General features: G+C 68.3%; 17 protein-coding genes. 6 read left to right on the top strand and 11 right to left on the bottom strand.

The genetic code is table 11. The features are described from left to right. Positions 1–206 precede the first annotated feature (206 nt). The 6 genes from F4X11_07195 to F4X11_07170 all read right to left on the bottom strand — a co-directional run bounded on the left by F4X11_07195 (position 207) and on the right by F4X11_07170 (position 6782). Positions 207–1115 carry an HNH endonuclease gene (locus F4X11_07195; GenBank protein ID MYN64799.1) on the bottom strand — a complete coding sequence of 303 codons (909 nt, stop codon included), beginning with the start codon at positions 1113–1115 and terminating at the stop codon, positions 207–209. A gap of 64 nt (positions 1116–1179) precedes the next feature. Next, positions 1180–1998, bottom strand: a complete 819-nt coding sequence (locus F4X11_07190) for an ABC transporter substrate-binding protein (GenBank protein MYN64798.1) — start codon at positions 1996–1998, stop codon at positions 1180–1182. A gap of 116 nt (positions 1999–2114) precedes the next feature. Next, positions 2115–2540, bottom strand: a complete 426-nt coding sequence (locus tag F4X11_07185) for a hypothetical protein (protein MYN64797.1) — start codon at positions 2538–2540, stop codon at positions 2115–2117. A gap of 142 nt (positions 2541–2682) precedes the next feature. Beyond that, positions 2683–4155, bottom strand: a complete 1473-nt coding sequence (locus F4X11_07180) for a deoxyribodipyrimidine photo-lyase (GenBank protein MYN64796.1) — start codon at positions 4153–4155, stop codon at positions 2683–2685. 307 nt (positions 4156–4462) lie between these two features. Continuing rightward, complete coding sequence (locus F4X11_07175; protein MYN64795.1) at positions 4463–5071, bottom strand: hypothetical protein; 609 nt, start codon at positions 5069–5071, stop codon at positions 4463–4465. Positions 5072–5435: 364 nt separating this feature from the next. Then, entirely contained in the window at positions 5436–6782 is a 1347-nt protein-coding gene (locus F4X11_07170) for a WYL domain-containing transcriptional regulator (GenBank protein MYN64794.1), read from the bottom strand. A gap of 308 nt (positions 6783–7090) precedes the next feature. Here F4X11_07170 and F4X11_07165 point away from each other — a divergent pair, with 308 nt between their 5' ends. From F4X11_07165 to F4X11_07155, 3 genes are all read left to right on the top strand, one after another. Next, the gene (locus F4X11_07165; protein MYN64793.1) at positions 7091–8278 is read left to right on the top strand and encodes an SMP-30/gluconolactonase/LRE family protein; all 1188 of its coding nucleotides are present in this window, start codon (positions 7091–7093) and stop codon (positions 8276–8278) included. A 136-nt stretch (positions 8279–8414) separates the two neighbouring features. Continuing rightward, positions 8415–8750, top strand: a complete 336-nt coding sequence (locus F4X11_07160) for a 4-carboxymuconolactone decarboxylase (protein ID MYN64792.1) — start codon at positions 8415–8417, stop codon at positions 8748–8750. A gap of 84 nt (positions 8751–8834) precedes the next feature. After that, positions 8835–9884, top strand: a complete 1050-nt coding sequence (locus tag F4X11_07155) for a radical SAM/Cys-rich domain protein (protein ID MYN64791.1) — start codon at positions 8835–8837, stop codon at positions 9882–9884. Between the two features lie 29 nt (positions 9885–9913). On the opposite strand, the gene F4X11_07150 is transcribed toward F4X11_07155, so the two are convergent. Together F4X11_07150 and F4X11_07145 are read right to left on the bottom strand one after the other, a co-directional pair. Next, entirely contained in the window at positions 9914–10771 is an 858-nt protein-coding gene (locus F4X11_07150; protein MYN64790.1) for a sulfite exporter TauE/SafE family protein, read from the bottom strand. Positions 10772–10948: 177 nt separating this feature from the next. After that, entirely contained in the window at positions 10949–12115 is a 1167-nt protein-coding gene (locus F4X11_07145; GenBank protein MYN64789.1) for a molybdopterin-dependent oxidoreductase, read from the bottom strand. A gap of 349 nt (positions 12116–12464) precedes the next feature. Here F4X11_07145 and F4X11_07140 point away from each other — a divergent pair, with 349 nt between their 5' ends. The 3 genes from F4X11_07140 to F4X11_07130 all read left to right on the top strand — a co-directional run bounded on the left by F4X11_07140 (position 12465) and on the right by F4X11_07130 (position 14232). After that, positions 12465–13457, top strand: a complete 993-nt coding sequence (locus F4X11_07140; GenBank protein MYN64788.1) for a hypothetical protein — start codon at positions 12465–12467, stop codon at positions 13455–13457. Between the two features lie 95 nt (positions 13458–13552). Next, positions 13553–13831, top strand: a complete 279-nt coding sequence (locus F4X11_07135) for a type II toxin-antitoxin system Phd/YefM family antitoxin (protein MYN64787.1) — start codon at positions 13553–13555, stop codon at positions 13829–13831. After that, complete coding sequence (locus F4X11_07130) at positions 13828–14232, top strand: type II toxin-antitoxin system VapC family toxin (GenBank protein MYN64786.1); 405 nt, start codon at positions 13828–13830, stop codon at positions 14230–14232. Before F4X11_07135 ends, F4X11_07130 begins: the two co-directional genes overlap by 4 nt. 244 nt (positions 14233–14476) lie before the next feature. Here F4X11_07130 and F4X11_07125 read toward each other — a convergent pair whose 3' ends face one another. Genes F4X11_07125 through F4X11_07115 form a run of 3 tightly spaced genes read right to left on the bottom strand, consistent with a single transcriptional unit; the run spans position 14477 to position 17522 of the window. Beyond that, positions 14477–14911 carry a hypothetical protein gene (locus F4X11_07125; GenBank protein ID MYN64785.1) on the bottom strand — a complete coding sequence of 145 codons (435 nt, stop codon included), beginning with the start codon at positions 14909–14911 and terminating at the stop codon, positions 14477–14479. Positions 14912–14958: 47 nt separating this feature from the next. Further along, complete coding sequence (locus tag F4X11_07120; protein MYN64784.1) at positions 14959–16728, bottom strand: VOC family protein; 1770 nt, start codon at positions 16726–16728, stop codon at positions 14959–14961. A gap of 32 nt (positions 16729–16760) precedes the next feature. Next, positions 16761–17522 (bottom strand): hypothetical protein, encoded by a 762-nt coding sequence (locus F4X11_07115; protein ID MYN64783.1) that lies wholly within the window; start codon positions 17520–17522, stop codon positions 16761–16763. Positions 17523–17720: the final 198 nt, after the last annotated feature.

Raw genomic sequence — 17720 nt, 5'->3', positions numbered from 1 at the left:
TTGCATTCTGTAACTTACGGGTAGCCGCCTCGAGTTTCTTGGGACACTAGTGCGATCTGGGTCCGAACTGCGGTCTCGTTGGGATACGCGTTCCGCGCGATCCCGTCCCGGATCTCCCGCAGGACGTCTTGAAGGTCAGCCATCGGTACTGAAGCCAGAGTATAGCAAACCCCATTCGGTGGTCGGCGGATGGAGGGTACGGCCGTTCACGCGTGCCGGAAGGCGTTGTAGCGGATCTCCAGAGAGTGCTGGTCCGGTCGTTGAGTCGGCTTTCTGGGTACGGTGATGCGCGTTCCATGCAGTTCCTGGATTCCATGTACCAGCGTGGGGCCGTCCGTCTCGTCCAGCAAATCGGCACGCACCTGCACAATGTAGTCGGGGCGGACGCCGAGAAAGTGCCGATCGAAGGCGGCGTGATGGAGCTTGCAGAGCGCCAGGCCGTTCGCTACGACGGGTTCCCCCTCATCGCTGTCGGGCACGATATGAGCGGCGTCCAGCAGTTCCGCGTGCCGGAACCGGCAGAATGCACACTGCTGACGGTAGGCGGCGAGGACGCGCTCTCGAAACGCGCGTTGGTGTAGCCGTTGCCGAACCGCCGCGGTCGTGTAGCGCCGCCGTGCGCTTTCCATGTCGTCGCGTGCCGCCTGACCGCGCGCGGACGGCCAGACGTGACGCGTATCGTCGGCCGCAATGGTGAACGTCAGCCCGCGGCGATCGTCGCCGACGACGAATACCGGCCAGGCGGCGACGTACCTGCCCGGCATCAGGCCGTGAAAATACACGAGCGGCAGCCGCTCCTGCATCGCGAAGCGCACACGCCGGTTGTCGGAATGGTCGGGGTCAGTGCCGCGATATCGATAGCGCAACAATTCGTTCGGACCGAAGGCGTCGTCGTACGGCCCATCGGGCGTGGTCGTGATGGAGAGCGGCGCGTCGTGCAGGACCTGCGGCTTGAAGATGCCCTGCGGACTGACGAGAGGTACCCGGACGCCGTGCAACGTGAACCCCTCGGCCAGCAGTGCGCGTGGCAAGACGTCGCCGTGGCTGTCGACTTGTGCCCGCAGCCAAGTGAAGGCGGCGTTTCGAACCATTGCATCCCGGGCGCGGTCGAACATTAGACGACCAGGACTCTCCGGCGAGACTGCAGGCTCCTCACCGCCACTCGCGGCTACCCGTTTCTCAGTCCCTGCCCGCTACCGGCTCGAGACCCGTCTCGGCGATGGTGGGCGCCGCCTCCTCCGACAACAGGAAGTCGATGAGCTTCCGTGCGCCGCCCGGATTCTCGGCGTCCGTCGTGATTCCCGCCGAGAACGTGGTAACCCTCTGATACTCGTCCGGAATGGGGCCGGCGTACGCGGCGCCCTCGATGGAGAGGATCTCGCTGACCTGCTGAAAGCCGATCTCGACCTCGCCGCGCGCCACGACCGCCGCCACGCGTTCGCTGACGATGCGCCGGCTCTTCGGCGCGAGCTGCTCGGCCAGCCCCAGCTTGGGGAACAGCTCCGTGGAGACGTACGTCCCGCTCACGCTCGCCGAGTAGCCGATGGAGTCGGCCGCCAGCAGCGTCGCCACGAACGCCTCCGGCGTGCTGATGTCCGGCAGCGGCGCGCCTTCGAGCACCGCCATGCCGATCGACGAGCTGGCCAGATCCACCCGTGTGCCCGGTCGGACCAGACCCCGCTCCGAAAGTGCGCTCAGGCCGGCCTGCGACATGATCAGAAGGTCGAAGCGTTCCCCGCGCTCCAGCCTCACGGGGATCGAATCGGGAGCGCCGCCGCCGGAGGCCCCGTAGGCGGTGACCAGCCGCAGGCCCGTCCGGGCCTCGAACCGTGGGGCGAGCGCATCGTAGGCCGCGGCCAGACCGCCGGAAGTCACCACGGCGACTTCAGCGGGCGCGTGGCCTTCACCGGCGGGCCGCGCGTTGTTCGCCGGCGGCCCCCAGGCGGTGAGCGACGCCGCCAGCACGAGGAGGAGCGTGACCGTCGGGATTCTCTGCATGCCTCTCGCCTCCGAACGGGCGGGGTCTCCGAAGCGATGGTATCAAGAGGGCGAGAGCCCGCGAACGACGAACCGGCAGTTCCGGCCGGGATCGCCCGGCAAGGAGGGCGGTGGGGCTACCTGGCGCGGGCGCCGCTCGACGGTACGGCATCGCCCGGACCGGCGGCGTGCACGCCGCCGACGTGCCCGCGCCGGTTTCCGCCGGTGGTCGGCCTGCGACCGACGACGCGATCGGCACTCCCATGCGCCGGCGTCGGGTCGAGCGCGGTCCGCAGGCGCCTCCAGTAATCCTCCCGGCCCTCGACGCGCGCGTTGTGGAGGCTTCGAAGGGGCATGCCGAGCTCGTCCACCGCGGGCGCCGGCCGGTTGTCGCCCGGACTGTTGCTGGTGACGTGCAGGACACTCTGCTTCGGGAAGGTCGCGAGCGGCGTGCCGTCCTCGCAGATGCAGAGACTCTCGTCCGTGGTCGTGATCTCGGTACCCTGAACGGTCGCCGTGGCGATCCGGCCACCGCTGTCGTATGTGATGGTGAACATTCTCATGCGTCGTATCCCTCCGGCGGCGGCATCGTCCGATAGAGCGGCCGCCTCGAGAACGAAAGCAACTCTACACCACCTGCTTATCATATCGGTTGTTTGCGCCCGTGGAAACAGCGGGACGTACACCGTTGGTCGCACGCCGTTTTCAGCGCTCGTCGGCGGCGACGTGCCGGCGGTAGGCGTGGAGGGCCCGCCGGCGGGCGGCGGCATGGTCCACCAGGGGGTGCGGATAGTCCGTTCCAAGCCGCACGCCGGCCGCCTCCAGGGCTGCGGGCGGAGACTTCCAGGGCGCGTGGAGCAGGTCGTCCGGCAGTCGCGCCAGTTCCGGCAGCCATGCCCGCAGATAGCGACCCGCCGGATCGTAGCGGCGTGACTGCGCGACGGGGTTGAAGATGCGGAAATAAGGCGCCGCATCGGCGCCGCAGCCGGCCACCCATTGCCAGCCGACGCTGTTGTTGGCCCAGTCGGCGTCGACCAGCGTGTCCCAGAACCAGTCCTCGCCCAGGCGCCAGTCGAGCAGCAGATGCCTGGTCAGGAACGAGGCGGCGACCATGCGCACCCGGTTGTGCATCCAACCGGTCGCCCACAGCTCGCGCATGCCGGCGTCGACGAGCGGGTAGCCGGTCCGGCCGCGTTGCCAGCACCGCAGCGCGGCGGGGTCCTCCCGCCAGGGCATGCGGTCGAACTCGCTTCGCAGGTTGGCCGTCGCCATTCCCGGATTGTGGTGCAACAGGTGGTGGCTGAACTCCCGCCAGCCGAGTTCCCGGAGAAAGGCGTCCTTGCCCGGTCCCTGCGGGAGCGGCTTCAGGGCGCCCGCCACCTGCCGGGGGCCGATCTCGCCGAAGTGCAGATGCGGCGACAGCCGGCTGGTGCCCTGCGCGCCGGGCAGGTCGCGGTCCTCGTGGTAGCCCTCGATGCCCTCGGTGAGAAAGGTGTCGAGCCGCGTGCGTGCGCCTGCTTCTCCGGGCCGCCACGCCGCGCGCAGACCTGCCGCCCAGTCGGGCGTGCTGCAGCGCAGGCCCCAGTCGTCGAGTTCGTCCCCATTCGGCCAGATCGTGGGGGCGGCCACGGCCGACGGTCCCTCGCCCGGACCGTCGAACCCGTCCTGGAGACAGCGTCGCCAGAAGGGTGTGAACACCCGATAGGGACTGCCTTGTCCCGTGCGGATGGTCCAGGGTTCGAAGAGGAGCCCGGCGTTGAAGGACTGCACCGCCACGCCGCTCTCGATGCAGCGGGCCTTGATTGCCTTGTCGCGCAGGACCGCGTCGGGATCGTAGAGCCGGTTCCAGACGATGTCCTTGGCGCCGGTCTCGCGGACCAGTTGCGCCAGTACCGCGTCGGCCGCGCCCCGGCGCAGGATGAGGCGGCTGCCCAGTGCCCGGAGCGCGGTCCGCAACGCATCCAGGCTCCCGTGCAGCCACCAGCGGGATGCGCCGCCCAGGGGGCGGATGCCGGGCTGCTCGTCGTCGAGCACGAACACCGGGATCACCGGTCGGCCGGTCCCAGCGGCCCAGTTCAGCGCGGGATTGTCCGTCAGGCGGAGGTCGCGGCGGAACCAGAGGAGCACGGCCGGTCCCGCGTGACGACTGGCTGATGAGGTGGTCGTTTCGGCACTCACACCTACCGCCGCCAGCACGTCATGTCCCGGAATACGATCACGTACAGGTAAACCGCCAGCACGTCCAGGCTCTCAGCTCCCGTTCAGGCAACGCCTCCAGGACCGGCGTTCCCGCCTCGGAAGCGGCTCGTCGACACGCACCTGCCGCTCCTGCAACGCCACGCGACCCGCCTGCACCTTGGGCCGGTACATCTCCCGATCGACGTCGCGACGGCCCTGCTCCTTCGGACTCGGCACCGACTCGGCGCTACCTTCCACTACGCTTGGGGCAGCCGGGTCGAGCGTCCTCAACTGGAGGATACGCTCTCTATTGAGGATACGCTCTGGTTGCGGGAAACGGCAGTTCGACCTCCTGAGCTGCGTCGGCGACGCCGTCGACCCGCAAGGACAAGGCATGGAGCGGCTCCTCGTTGGGGCAGAATACGAACCCCTGAGCGCGACTGTTCGCGGGCACGAACTGACTGATCTCGAAGCGCTTGTTGGCGAAATCCGCGCGGATCTCATTGTTCGCGCCCTGGCTGGAACTACCGGCGAAGATGCCGCCGGCTGCGAACCTTCCGACGGTGCTGCGCAGTACTTCTTCAGCAACTGCCTCGGCCGGTACCGGTGCGTGTGGCGTTCCCGTTGTCGCCATGCAGGAGATGTACGCCGGATTGACGGTGACGGCCGACGCCGAGTTGTTGAACACGATCACGTTGATCGGCAGGAACCCGCGTTCGTAGCTCGGCGCGGTGTCGAACACGCTCTCGTACTTCCTTTGCGTGTCGTACAGATCCGCCACCAGCACCACGTCGCCGATAGCGGCCTGATTCGCGTAGCTGGCCGGAGCCAGGATCGGGACAGTCCGGGAAGAGTATGAAGCGCAGGCGCATAAGCCCCACACCGCCACCATTGCCGCCGAAAGTCGAACGCGCATGAAGTGTCTCCTTGTCTTTGGGAACATCGCGGTGACTGAAATTGGTCACCAACCGGATTGCCAGGTCGGACGCAGGCGCGACGCGTTCACGCTTGCCTCGCCACCGGAGCCCGAACGGAGCGTGTTCGGCGGCATGCGCGCATGACGTTGCCTTCTTCCGGCGTCTTGTTTGCGTCGTTGACCGGATGGGTGCAGTCTGCACCCTGCTTGTGTCAGAACTTGTCAGTGTGCGCGAAGAACGTCCCGCCGACGGATGCGAATGGTCGGGCTGCAGCACGAATTGAGGCGGACGCGGCCTCCGTGGCTTGCAGGCCGCGCGGCGCCCGCGTGTTCTGCCGCCGGCTGGGGCGCCCGGCGCTCGGCGTCAGATCAGGTCGCGTTGCCGGGAAGGTGCCTCTCCGGGCGACGGCAGGCCGGGCAGGTTGCTTTGCGCTCCCGTAGCGGTCGTTACCGGCGGTTCGTCCGGCCGGTGCCGTTCGTACGCGCCGTGGGCGATCTCGGTGACCCGCGCGACGAGGGCCGGCGGTCCGACCGCGCGAGCGGTTCCGGCGAATCCCACGATCCAGCGGGCGATCTCGTCCAGGTGCGAGATCGTGACGCGGTACTGCAGCCGTCCGTTCTTGAGCTTCCTGATGCGCTCGCCGGGGTGGTGCGCCCCTTGCTGGATGAGCGGCGCCAATGACGCATCGAAGTGGATGATCACCTCGTGAAGGGTGCGGCCGCGGTATACGCTCCAGGTCTGCCGGAGGAACGCATCGAGGTCGAACGGCGGTCGATTGAAAGCGCCGTCGAGCCGCTTGGCCTCCACGATGCGATCGAGGCGGAACGTACGAGGCTCGTCGCGCTGGTGGCAGTGTCCCACCAGGTACCAGGTGTTCTCCCGATGGAACACTGCGTACGGGTCCAGGCCGCGCCACGCTTGCCGCCGGCTCCACAGGGAGCGATACAGCAGTGACACCGGCGTCCGTTCGCGAGCCGCCAGCTCCAGCAGCCGGAGGATTCCTTCCGCGATTCTGCCGGATCGCTCGGGGCCCGCCAATGTGAGCGCCTGGGGTGTCTCCTCCAACTGCCGCGTTGCGACATCGAGCTTCCGAGCCAGTCCCGCCGTCAGGTCCGAGAGGGCCCCGAGCGCCGGATGCCGCAGCAGGAGCGTGAGCATCGCGCGCTCGGTGGCCGTCAGCGGAAGGTTGCGAAGCGTCGCGCCCTCGAGCAGGCGGTAGCCATGTTCGTCGTTCGTCACGGGGATGCCGTACAGACGGCTCAGGGCCTGCAGGTCGCGGTAGATGTTGCGTTCGGACATTCCGAAGCGTTCGGCGAGCTCCGCCGGATGCCACGAGCGTCGTCCACCGAGAAGCTGGAGCATCTCCATCAGGCGAATCGGGCGGTCCATGCCTTGCTTATCGGGCGCGCGCGTCAGAATCCGAAGGTCTTGGAGAACCGGGCGCCGCCCCGCTCGATACTCAGTGAGACGTCCGGCACGTCGGCCCACACGGTGGCGAGGAGCGCTCCGACCGCAGCCAGGCCGATCCCTGCGTACAGTCGGCCGGCGGGCCAGTAGGCCTCCGCTCTGGCCGACCCCCTGGTATCGTCCACTTTGGGAAACTCGCTGCGCAGATCGCTGGCCTGCCTGGCTCCGGTGCTCTCCAGATTGGCGAGTCGCCCGAACAGTTCCAGTCCCACGTAGGTGTTCACCGTCCAGTCCAGATGGCATCGACCGCTCATCTTCGAGGAGACGGGGCTGCGCGCGTCATCGAACAGGACGCCGACGCTACCGACAGTGTTGGCGAATTGGATCGATACGGCCGGGTCCTCGCTCAGGGCGCCTGCGACTCGACAATCCTGTTCCCAGAACGCGATGGCAACGCCGCCCGCCATCAGTCCGACCCCACTCAGAGTGCGCATCATCGACCGCTGCGACTGCGCTGCGGCGAGTCCGGGCAGCGCCAACACGCCTACGAGTCCGAGCATCACAATCCGTCTCAGCATGGCCAAACCTCCTGATCGCCTCGATGACCGGAATTGGCCACCGGGCTGATGGAGTCGAGACTGACGGTTGCCGCTGTCAGGACCTGTCAGCGACGGAGGATGTGGCGGTTGGTCGTTGAGGAACGGCGGAGGCCGCACAGCCGAAGCCGGTCCGCTGCCGCCCTGCGTGCTACGCTGTGGAGAGAGACACGCAAACGGATGATTCCCAGGAGGCGACACGTCATGCGCAGGTGGGCATTGCTTGCAGTTTTCTTGATGGTGGGATGCGGTGCAGCTCCGGAGCCGGAGCCGGCCCCCGAGCCGGAGCCGGAGCCGAGCGCCGGCACGATCGAGCGTCTGGATCCATCCTTCGATCGGCTCGTCCCGCCCGACGCGGTGATCGAGCATCTGGCCGAGGGGTTCGGCTTTACCGAGGGACCCGCCTGGGTCGATCGGGACGGCGGCTTCCTGCTGTTCAGCGACATTCCCGGCAACCGCATCGTCAGGTGGGAGCCGGACGGCACGGTGAGCGACTTCCTCGCCCCCGTCTACGAGGGCGAGCACGAGGAGGGGCGCCTGGTCGGCTCGAACGGCATCATCGTCGATCCGGAAGGCGACATCGTCTTCACGGAGCATTTCAACGGCCGGATCTCGCGCATGTCGGCCGACGGGACGCGGAGCGTGGTGGTCGACAGCTACGAGGGCGGGCGGCTGAACAGCCCCAACGATCTCGACTACCATTCGAACGGCGCGCTTTATTTCACCGATCCCGCGTATGGACTGCCGAGTCCCGAGGACCGGGCGCAGGACGTCAACGGGATCTACAGGCTGAGCCCCGACGGCGAGCTCGCACGCCTGAGCGAGCTGCCCGGACCCAACGGCATCGCCTTCTCGCCGGACGAGTCGCGCCTGTACGTCGCGGACAGCAGCACCCGGCAGTGGTTCGTGTACACCCTGGCCGAGGACGGCACGTTGGGAGAGGGCGAGCTGCTGCTCGACGCCAGCGACTCCGAGGAGAGTGGTTCCGCCGACGGACTGAAGATCGACGAGCTGGGCAACCTCTGGGCAACCGGTCCCGGCGGGGTGTGGGTCATCCGGCCCGACGGCCTGCACCTCGGGACGATCAAGCCGAACGAGGTCCCGGCCAACGTGGCGTGGGGCGATGCCGACCGGCGGACGCTCTACATGACGGCCCGGACCGGCCTGTATCGCATTCGTGTGAATGTGGCGGGCGACCAGTAGCTTCGGTGGGATCGGACCGCGGGCACGCCGCTGGCGGTCCGATCCTCGAGTACGCGCGCCGCGAGGAGACTACGGCATGGAGGGGATCCTGGCCGGTCACTGCGCCGAGGAGCGGGCGCTTCGATAGGTAGCCGTCATGCACGACACGTATTACCACCCGAAGGACCTCGAGCACTTCGCTCACGTCGGCAAGAACCGTCCGGAGCTGGCGGAGAAGTTCTTCGCCTGGTACAACGCCGTATTCGAGGACGGGGCGCTGTCGGCGCGGGAGAAGTCGTTGATCGCCCTGGCGGTCGCGCACGCCGTGCAGTGTCCGTACTGCATCGACGCCTACAGCACCGACGCGCTGGAGAAGGGCGCCGACCTGGATCAGATGACCGAGGCCGTGCACGTGGCGTCGGCCATCCGCGGCGGCGCCTCGCTCGTCCACGGGGTGCAGATGCGCAACCACGCCGAGCGGGTCGGCATGTGAGGCGCTGGCGCACCGCGTTGGCGAGCCTGTCCGCGGACGCCCCGCGGGGTGGCGGGCTCGACGGGGTCAGGTTGGTGAAGGGCCATGGCTAGCACGCTTCCCTCGCTCGTTTCACGGCAGCTTCCGCTGGCTTCGTCCCGCGAGCAGTTGGCGGCGCTGCACCGCCTCCCGCTGGCGCGCGAGTTCCCGGAGGCTCTCGACGAGATCGGTTTGCATCCCCTGCGGCCGACCGGCATCGAGATCCTGCAGATCAACGTCGGCAAGCTCTGCAACCAGACCTGCGCGCACTGCCACGTCGACGCCGGACCGGACCGCCGGGAGATCATGAGCCGCGAAACGATGGCCCAGTGTGTCGAGGTGCTGGAGCGCACCGCGATCCCGACGGTCGACGTCACCGGCGGCGCCCCGGAGCTCAACCCCCGCTTCCGCTGGCTCGTCGAGCAGTGCGCGGGCCTCGGCCGTCACGTGATCGACCGCTGCAACCTCACCGTGCTCGGTCTGCCGTCGCAGGCGGATCTCGCCGGATTTCTCGCCGAGCACCGGGTCGAGGTGGTCTGCTCGCTGCCGCACTACCGTCGGCTCAACACCGACAGGCAGCGGGGAGACGGCGTGTTCGACAAGTCGATTGCCGGCCTGAAGAAGCTGAACGCGCTCGGCTACGGCGACGAGTCGTCGGGGTTGCGCCTGGTCCTGGTGACGAACCCGGTCGGGGCGTACCTGCCGGCCGGGCAGGCGTCGTTGGAGCGGGAGTGGAAGCGCGAGCTCGACCGGCTGTACGGCATCCGGTTCAATGCACTGCACACTATCACCAACATGCCGATCAGCCGCTTTCTGGAATGGCTGGTCGACTCCGCCAACCTCGAGCGCTACATGGAGCGGCTGGTCACGAGCTACAACCCGGCCGCCGCGCGCGGGGTGATGTGCCGCAACACGCTGTCCGTCGGGTGGGACGGCGTGCTCTACGACTGCGACTTCAACCAGATGCTGGACATGCCGGTCGAGCCGGGCGTCCCGCGGCACATCGCGGACTTCGATCTGGACGCGCTCGAATCGCGGTCGATCGTCGTCGACCGTCACTGCTTCGGCTGCACGGCCGGGGCCGGGTCGAGTTGCGGCGGCGCCACCGTCGCCTAGGAGTCTGCGCCGTAGAACGGCGTAGACTCCTAGTCAGGCTGGTTGGGCGGCAATCGGAGCCGTAGGCGGAGATTGTCGGGCGAGCGCCCCGAGACGCCTCGCAGGCTTCGCGTTTCGGCGCCGGCGGCGTCCATCCTTCCGGCGTCCTGCAGCGACCTGGCCGTGATGCCCATCCCCAGGACCAGCAGGGCGACGAAGAAGATCTGCCGGAAGCGCCGCTCGGAGAGTCGCCGCCGGAGGCGTTGGCCGAGCACCATGCCAATCGCCGCCGGCCCGAGCGCCGCCGCGGACCAGGCGCCGAGCGAGACGCTCAGCAGGTCGTTGTCCTGCAGCGCCAGGGCCAGCGCTGCGGTCGAGACCGCGAAGAGCATGCCCATGGCCTGTACGAGCATGTCGCGCGGCAGGCCGATCGCCTGCAGGAACATGACCCCGGGAACGACGAACGACCCGGTCATGCCGGTCAGGATCCCGTTCACGGCGCCGATCGGCGGACCTGCCCACGTCGCCTGCCGCGCCGACAAGGCGATCCGCACGCCGGCGATGTTCACCAGGGCGTAGATCACCAGCAGCAGGCCGAGCAGCGCGGCGAGTAGCGCCGGATTCACTGCCGTCAGCGCTTCCGCGCCGAGCGGCACGGTGACCGCCGCCGCGCTCAGGAAGGGCCAGATGCGGGCGAGGACCGCGCCGGCGTGGCCGCCGGCCAGGGCCTGCCACACATTGGTGGCGAGGGAGGGGACGAGCAGCAGGGCCATCGCGGTCGGCAGGTCGAGCACGGCCGCCAGCAGGCCGAGACTCACCGTGGGCAGGCCCAGGCCGATCACGCCCTTGACTGCGCCCGCAAGCAGGAAGGTGGTGACGATTGCCGCAATGGTCGGCGGATCGAACATGCCAGACCGCGCAACGCGGAGCCTGCGCCGCGACCCGCGCTCGCTCTCACAAGAAGAAAGCCGGGGGGCGCGAGGCCCACCCGGCTTCGAAGTGCGGCTGCGCGACAGTAAAGTCGCGTTGGGAATTTGCTCGTTCGAACTCTGCGGCGCAAACTCCCAGCCGGCGTCGTCCGCCGACTACGCGATGATGACGTTGCGCGGGAACTGCTCGTGGGCCTCCAGGAACGTCACCTTGTCCCCGAGCTCCTCCGCCGTCGGCTGGACGTTGCCGTTGGCGTCGGTCGCGCGCGAGATGACCGTGTGCTCGCCGGGGGTGGCGCCCTCCCAGCGGTAGTTGAAGAATTTCCAGCCGTACTTCTCGCGCATCGTCTCCGGGTCGAGAGTCGCCGCCTGCCACTCGCCGTCGTCGATCTTCACCTCGACCCGCTCGATCGGCGTGCCGTCGTTGAGCACGACGCCGAAGATGTTGTGGGCGCCGCCGACCGCGGTCACGCGGGCGATGTACGACTTCAGATTCATCGTCGAGATGGCGGTCTCGACCCACTTCATCTCGCCGTTGATCATCTGGCCCTGCAGCGTCCGGTACGAGCGGGCCTGCCATCGGCCGAGGTACTGGTCCTTCTGCACGTTGATTTCGGCCACCCACTTGACGTTCGGCGCGCCGTACCAGCCGGGGACCAGCAGCCGCAACGGACGGCCCTGGTGCTCGGAGAGCGGCTCGCCGTTCAGCGCGTAGGCGAGGAGCGGTTCGTCCGACAGCGCCTGATCCCGCTCGAGGCTCCGACCGTACTGCTGCTCGACGTTGAAGGTCCGGCCGCGCCAGAGCACCTCCTCCTCGCCGCGGTCGGCGCCGAAGAAGACGAACTCGCGTGCGGCGTCCTGCACGCCCGCCCGCTGCAGCACGGTGCGCAGCGAGACGCCGGTCCAGCGCCCGTTGCTCGACAGGCCGTTCAGCGGGCCGCGGTTGCCGGAGCACTCGAAGCCGAAGATCAGGTCGCGGCTCGGCATGGCGCGCAGGTCGTCCATCGACAGCTCCAGCGCGGTGTCGACCAGACCGGAGACGCGCAGGCGGTACGCGTCCACGTCCACGCCGGGGTGGCCGTAGTGCTGCGTCGTGAAGAACTGGTCGTTCGGCGTGAACGGGCCGTCGATCTGCCGGACGTCGATGATCCGCCTCTCGGCATCGCGGATCCACTGGACGTCGTCCGAGACGTCGGTGAACTGCATCAGCGTCTCGCCCTGCGCGAGTGCAGGGAACGCCCATTCGGGCATGCCGATCACGCCGAGCCCCGCCATCGCCAGGCTGCCCTTGAGAACCTCTCGACGGGTGGTTTCTTTCGCCATCTTTGCCCCTTTCCGCACGCGGCCACGTTTCCAGAACCGTTGCCCGTTCCGCGTTGCCGCCGGTGGCGTGCGGATCAGGACAGTCGATCTCAGCCAACTATCTTATCGGGAGATCCCTGCACCCGCAACCGGCTGCGCGAGACGATATGGCCGTGATTCTCGATGGCGCCGGTGCAGGCCGCGAATCGCGCGAGCCGCGCGGGATCCGCCCGGCTGACGCCCCGGCCGGCGCCGCGTTGCGCGGAAGCGCCAAGTGCGGGAAGATGCACGGAGCGGGTGTCCGGCAGCGGGAGTCGGGTATGCCGGGACGCCGGTCCGGTGAGCCGCTGCCCGACGGGAGGTGACCATCATGCAGTCTCGACATTTCGGGATCTCGTTGCTGGTGCTGGCGTTCGCGGCCTGGCTGGCGCCGCCGGCGCTCGGACAGGGCGCGGACTCCTGGGAGTTGCCGCGCACGCCCGAGGGCCGTCCCGACCTGCAGGGGGTCTGGCTCAACAATGTCGCCACGCCGCTCGAACGGCTGCCCGAGCTGGCCGATCGCTCGCACCTGACCCGGGAGGAGGTCGCGACGCTGGCGGCGCGCGCCGAGCGCATCTTCCAGAACGGTCGCAGTGCGTTCGCGACGCCCGAGAGCGCGTTTCGCGCGGCGCTGCAGAACGTCGAGACCTATATCGCGTGGTCGACGAGCAGCTCGATCGGCATGGTCGACGTCACGTTCAGCGACCGGACGTCGCTGATCGTCGATCCGCCGGACGGCCGGATACCGGCGCTCACCCCGGCCGCCCGCGGTCGCGTGGCTGCGGTCGACCGCGGCTGGGAGTTCAAGACCGGGCCGGACGATCTCAACAGCATCCACCGCTGCATCACGACGGGCGTGCCGCGGCTGGGCGGAAACTTCGGCGCCGGGCCGTACACCTTCTACCAGATCGTCCAGACGCCGACGCACTTCGCGTTCATCAGCGAGGCGTTCCACGACGCGCGGATCATTCCCATCGGCGACCAGCCGCACGCGCCGGAAGGCATCCGCCAGTGGAACGGCGACTCCCGCGGCCGCTGGGAGGGCGACACGCTCGTCGTGGAGACGACCAACTTCTCGCCCAAGAGCCACTACCGCGGCGCCGCCGAGGGCCTGCACCTGGTGGAACGGTTTACCCGTAGCGGGCCGGACACGCTGGCGTACCGGGTGACGCTGACCGATCCCGAAACCTGGGCATCGTCGTGGACCGCGGAGGTGCCGCTGCAGCGGCGCGACCAGCCGATCTACGAGTTCGCCTGCCATGAGGGCAACTACTCGATTGTGGGGATGCTGCGGACGGCCCGGCTGGAGGACGCGAACCGCTGAGAACCGTGCGATTTCTTCGAACTGAAGATCACCATCCAACCCGTACTCATTCAGTTACTTGAATTGCACCGCCATGTCCATTTATTCTGTCCATTATGGACATGTGGCGCATCGCCGAAGCGAAACAGCAGTTCTCTGAGGTCGTCCGTCGATCCGGCGACGCACCGCAGAAGATCTACCGGCGTGACCGGCTCGTGGCGGTCGTCGTGAGTCCGGACGTGCTCGCGACGATTGAGGCGGTTCGTGGGCGGCAGTCGCCTCGGACCCTCGCCGACGCGTTCTCCGACGTCCGGTCGGCCTGCCTGGAAGAGCGGTACGAGTTGGAGCTCCCCGAACGACGGGATCGAGAGGCGTGGGAGGGAGACGATTCGTGATCCTCCTCGATACGAACGTCCTGGCCGAGCTGTGTCGCCAGCGCCCGGACCCCGCCGTGGAGCACTGGGCGGGAAGCGCTCTCTCTCCGTTCGGACTCAGCGTCGTAACCGTGGAGGAAATCCAGTTCGGCTTGGCCTGGAAGCCGAACGCGCGAATCGAGTCGTTGATCGACCGGTTCTTGGCGGAGCGATGCGAGATCTTCCCGGTCACGATGCCCGTTGCCCGGCGCGCCGGCACGCTGCGCGGCCAGTTCCGTCGGACGGGTCGGACGCGCACGCAGGCCGACATGCTCATTGCCGCCACTGCGCAGGTGCACCAGCTTCCGGTGGCGACGAGGAACGTGCGCGACTTCGAGGGCTGTGGCCTCGCCCTCCTCAATCCCTTCGAGTCGATGACCTGATATCGGCGCAGGTTTACCACGGAGATTTGTCCAGCAGGCGTGCGAGCAGATCGGGCCCCAGCACGCCATGCAAGGGCTGGCCACTCCGAGGCGGGTACGGGTGAGGCGTCCAGCGCTTCGTTCACGCTGCTCGGTTTTATCGGTGGGACCTCGCAACTCAGGCGATCCGACGGCGCGCATGGCCGTACAGAATAAAGCCCGCGAGGCCGGATGGCCCCGCGGGCTTCGGTAAGAAAACGAGATTCTATTCGGGCTCGGTCGGGTCCCGGCCGTCGCGCGGGGCCCCGGTGCCGGACGAGCCGGCGAACAGGCGCGTCCCGTCCGGGAACGTCACGTCCCGACCGTTGGCGCGGAACGCGCCGTCGATTGCCTGGTAGCCCTCGACGAGGACCTCGATGCCGGGGGTGACCGAGTCGCGGCGCCAGCCGCGGCGGACGAGGGCTCCCGGCGGGCCGGCCTCGATCATCCAGGCGTCGACCGTGCCGTCCTCGTTGGTCACGTCGATGTGCAGCCAGGCGTGCGGGTTGATCCACTCCATCTTGGTGATCGTGCCCCGTAGCGCGACCGGTTTCGTCGCGTCGAACTCGGCCGAGAACGCGTGATGCGCGAGCGCCGAGCCACCCGCCACCAGGATGGCGAGCGCAATGCCCGCCAGGGTCAGTGCCAGTCTGTTCCGCATCGGTGATTACCTCGCTGTCGAATGGTCGCGAACACGTGACGGCCGGACTACCGGCTGCCCGCCTCCGCCGCCTCACGGTCGCGCGCCCGCGCGCCGCTCAGGATGTTGGTCATGCCGTAGTTGCCCTCGTGGCAGGCGTACTCGACCAGCTCGTATTGCTCGTCGTCCAGATCGTACGTGAAGCGGCCGGTGAAGGGCGCGCTCCAGACCTGGCTATCGTCGACCGTGAACTGGTACTCCAACCGCGTCGGGCTGATCCGCGTGAACCGCTCGGTCAGGATCATGTCGGGGCTCGATCCGCGGAACGAAGCCTGGGCGTTGAAGTTGGTCGTCTCGACCACGAGCGTATCGCCCTCCCAGCGGCCCTGCGCGCTGCCGAGCCACGAGGTGAGTTGCGGTCCGTCCTTCGGCCGATCGTTGGTCGGAACCACCCGCGTCTCGTGGATCATCTCCTTCTGGATGGCCACGAAGCCGGGACCCTGGAAGATCTGCAGGCCGTTGTTGTAGACCCCGGGGAACATCATCGACGGCAGCCCGCGCGTGATGCAGCGGACGAACGGCGTCGCCTCTTCCGGGCCGGCGATGTTGCTGTTCGTGTAGCGGCCCCGGTCGGCCGCGAGCTGGGCGGCGCGGCGCTCACCCTCCGGGGTCAGGGCCGGGATCCGGCCGTCGGGCGGATCGATGATCATCGCGACCTGCGTGGACGGCGCGTTCCGGTCGTACCCGAGGGTCGTGTCGCGCCATTCCCGCTCGTAGCCCCAGATGCTGCCGAGGGTGCCGCGCTCGCGGCGCGCCGCGGCTTGCTCCGGCGTCAGGTTCTCGATGTCGGCCAGGTCCTCCGGCCGCTCGAGGGGGATGCCGTGCGAGGCGTTGCCGGTCCAGACGCCCTGCAGATCGGGCTCGCCCCACGGCGTGCGGGGCGTGTCGTAGGGCTCGGTCACGTCGACGAACACCGCCGCCATGCTGCTCGTGTCCACGCCCACGAATCCGGTCTCGACCAGCGCCAGCCGGACGTTGTCGGGCGCGTAGATGAAGGCGCGCCGCGCCGCGGAGCGGCCGTTCTCGGGCACGACGGGCTCTTCCTGGAACTCGACGCCGGCGGCACGCAGCTCGGCGGCGGCGGCATCGATGTCGTCGACGACGAATCCGATGTGGTCGACGGCGCGGCCCTGGGTGGTGGCCGGCGTGCCCTCGGGGTGCTCGGAAGCGAACAGCCAGACGCTGTCGAACCGCACGCCTTCGTCCACGTCCGCGTGCACGGCCTGTTCACCGCCGAACATCTGCTCGTACCAGGCGAGGGTCGCCTGCGGCTCGGTCGCGCTCAGGTGGACGTGGTGGAAGCCGACGTTCTCCTGGTCTTCCAGCAGCTCGATGCGGGTGCCCCACGGGTCGAAGATGTAGCCGTGCAGGTAGCCGCCCGGGGCCTCGCGCAACGTCGCGCCGCCCGCGAAACGCTGCAGGCGCACGCCCGAGCCGCGGACGCCGACCGCCTCGAGCTCGGCCATCTTCGCCGTCACGTCGGCGTACGAGAACCCGATGTGGTTGACGCCGGTTCCCTGCGTGCTGCCCATGGTCGGCTGCGGGACGAAGGTCACCTCGACGCCGAAACAGTCGGCCGTGTCGTCGCGGTCCGCAACCAACTCGCAGCCGAGGTACTCCGCGTACCAGCGCACCGATTCCGGGGGTGCGGACGAGGTGATGCTGACGTGGTTGTAGTCGGCCTCCGCCGCGCCGACCTGGGCCGCCGCCGGCGCCGCACCGACGAGCACTCCCACCGCGAGCAGCGCAAGCGCAACGCGTGTCCACTGGTTTGTCATGACGCGATTCCTCCGTTGTCTTGTCGACCGCTCTAGCGGGTCGGCTCCCTGCGCAGATGCCCGTACAGGAGATCCTCCGAGAACTCGATGCACTTGAATTCCAGCACCCGTGCATTCTCTTCCAGCCGGCGGTACAGCAGCAGGCTGATGTCCCACGGCCGGGTGAACACCGTGGGATCCTCGATCGTGGCTTCGTATCGGATCACGTTCGGTCCGAGCGGCGTGTAGCGCTCCTGGACCCGCAACTGGTTGCTGGCGAAGTTGCCGGCGCGGTCGAACCATGCCTCGCCGAGGAAGCCCTCCGCGTCGACAATCAGCGTGTCGCCCTCCCACCGTCCGTGCGAGCGCCCCATCCAACTGTCGAGCGGCGGCGGCTCGGGGTTTTCCTTGTCCATGTGGATGGTGCGGTTCGCGTCCGTGAACCCGTAGATCACCAGGATTTTCTTGTCGCCCTGGATGATCTGGAACGGATACGGCAGGTAGGTGGCGCGTGGTACGCCCGGCATGAAGCACTTGGCCTCGGGATCGGCGCTCATGCGGTTCGCGAAGTTCTCGTCGCGTTGCTGCCGCGCCGCGGACTGGTAGGGGATCTCCCCCCCGACCACCACGCCCTGCCCGGGCGGGATCGCCCCGATGGCGCCGAGGTCGGGGTGCCCGGGACCGGCCGGATGATCCTCGAGGTTCCAGTTGGCCGTGCTCATCGTCTGCCAGATGCCGTTCAGGTCCGGCTGGTCGTCCCAGGTGCGCGGGACGTCACCGCTCTGCGCGAACGCGGGCGCCGCCGCGAGGGCCAGGACGACGACGACGGCGACGAAGTGGAAGGTGTGCGTTGCAGGATGCGTCTTCTTCATGTGTCGAGGCACTCAGTCACTGGGAGAACGTGGTCTCCCGGCCGTACACGAAACAATCTGGTCGCCGCGGGGCGGCGCTCAGGACCATCGGATACGTTAATGATACCAGCGACGAGCCCCGGTGGCGAAAGCGTTGTCGAC

This window comes from Acidobacteriota bacterium (assembly GCA_009861545.1).
Lineage (GTDB): Bacteria > Acidobacteriota > Vicinamibacteria > Vicinamibacterales > UBA8438 > WTFV01.
The sequence above is the reverse complement of the archived record's forward strand: the minus strand, read 5'-3'. Positions and strand labels throughout refer to the sequence as shown.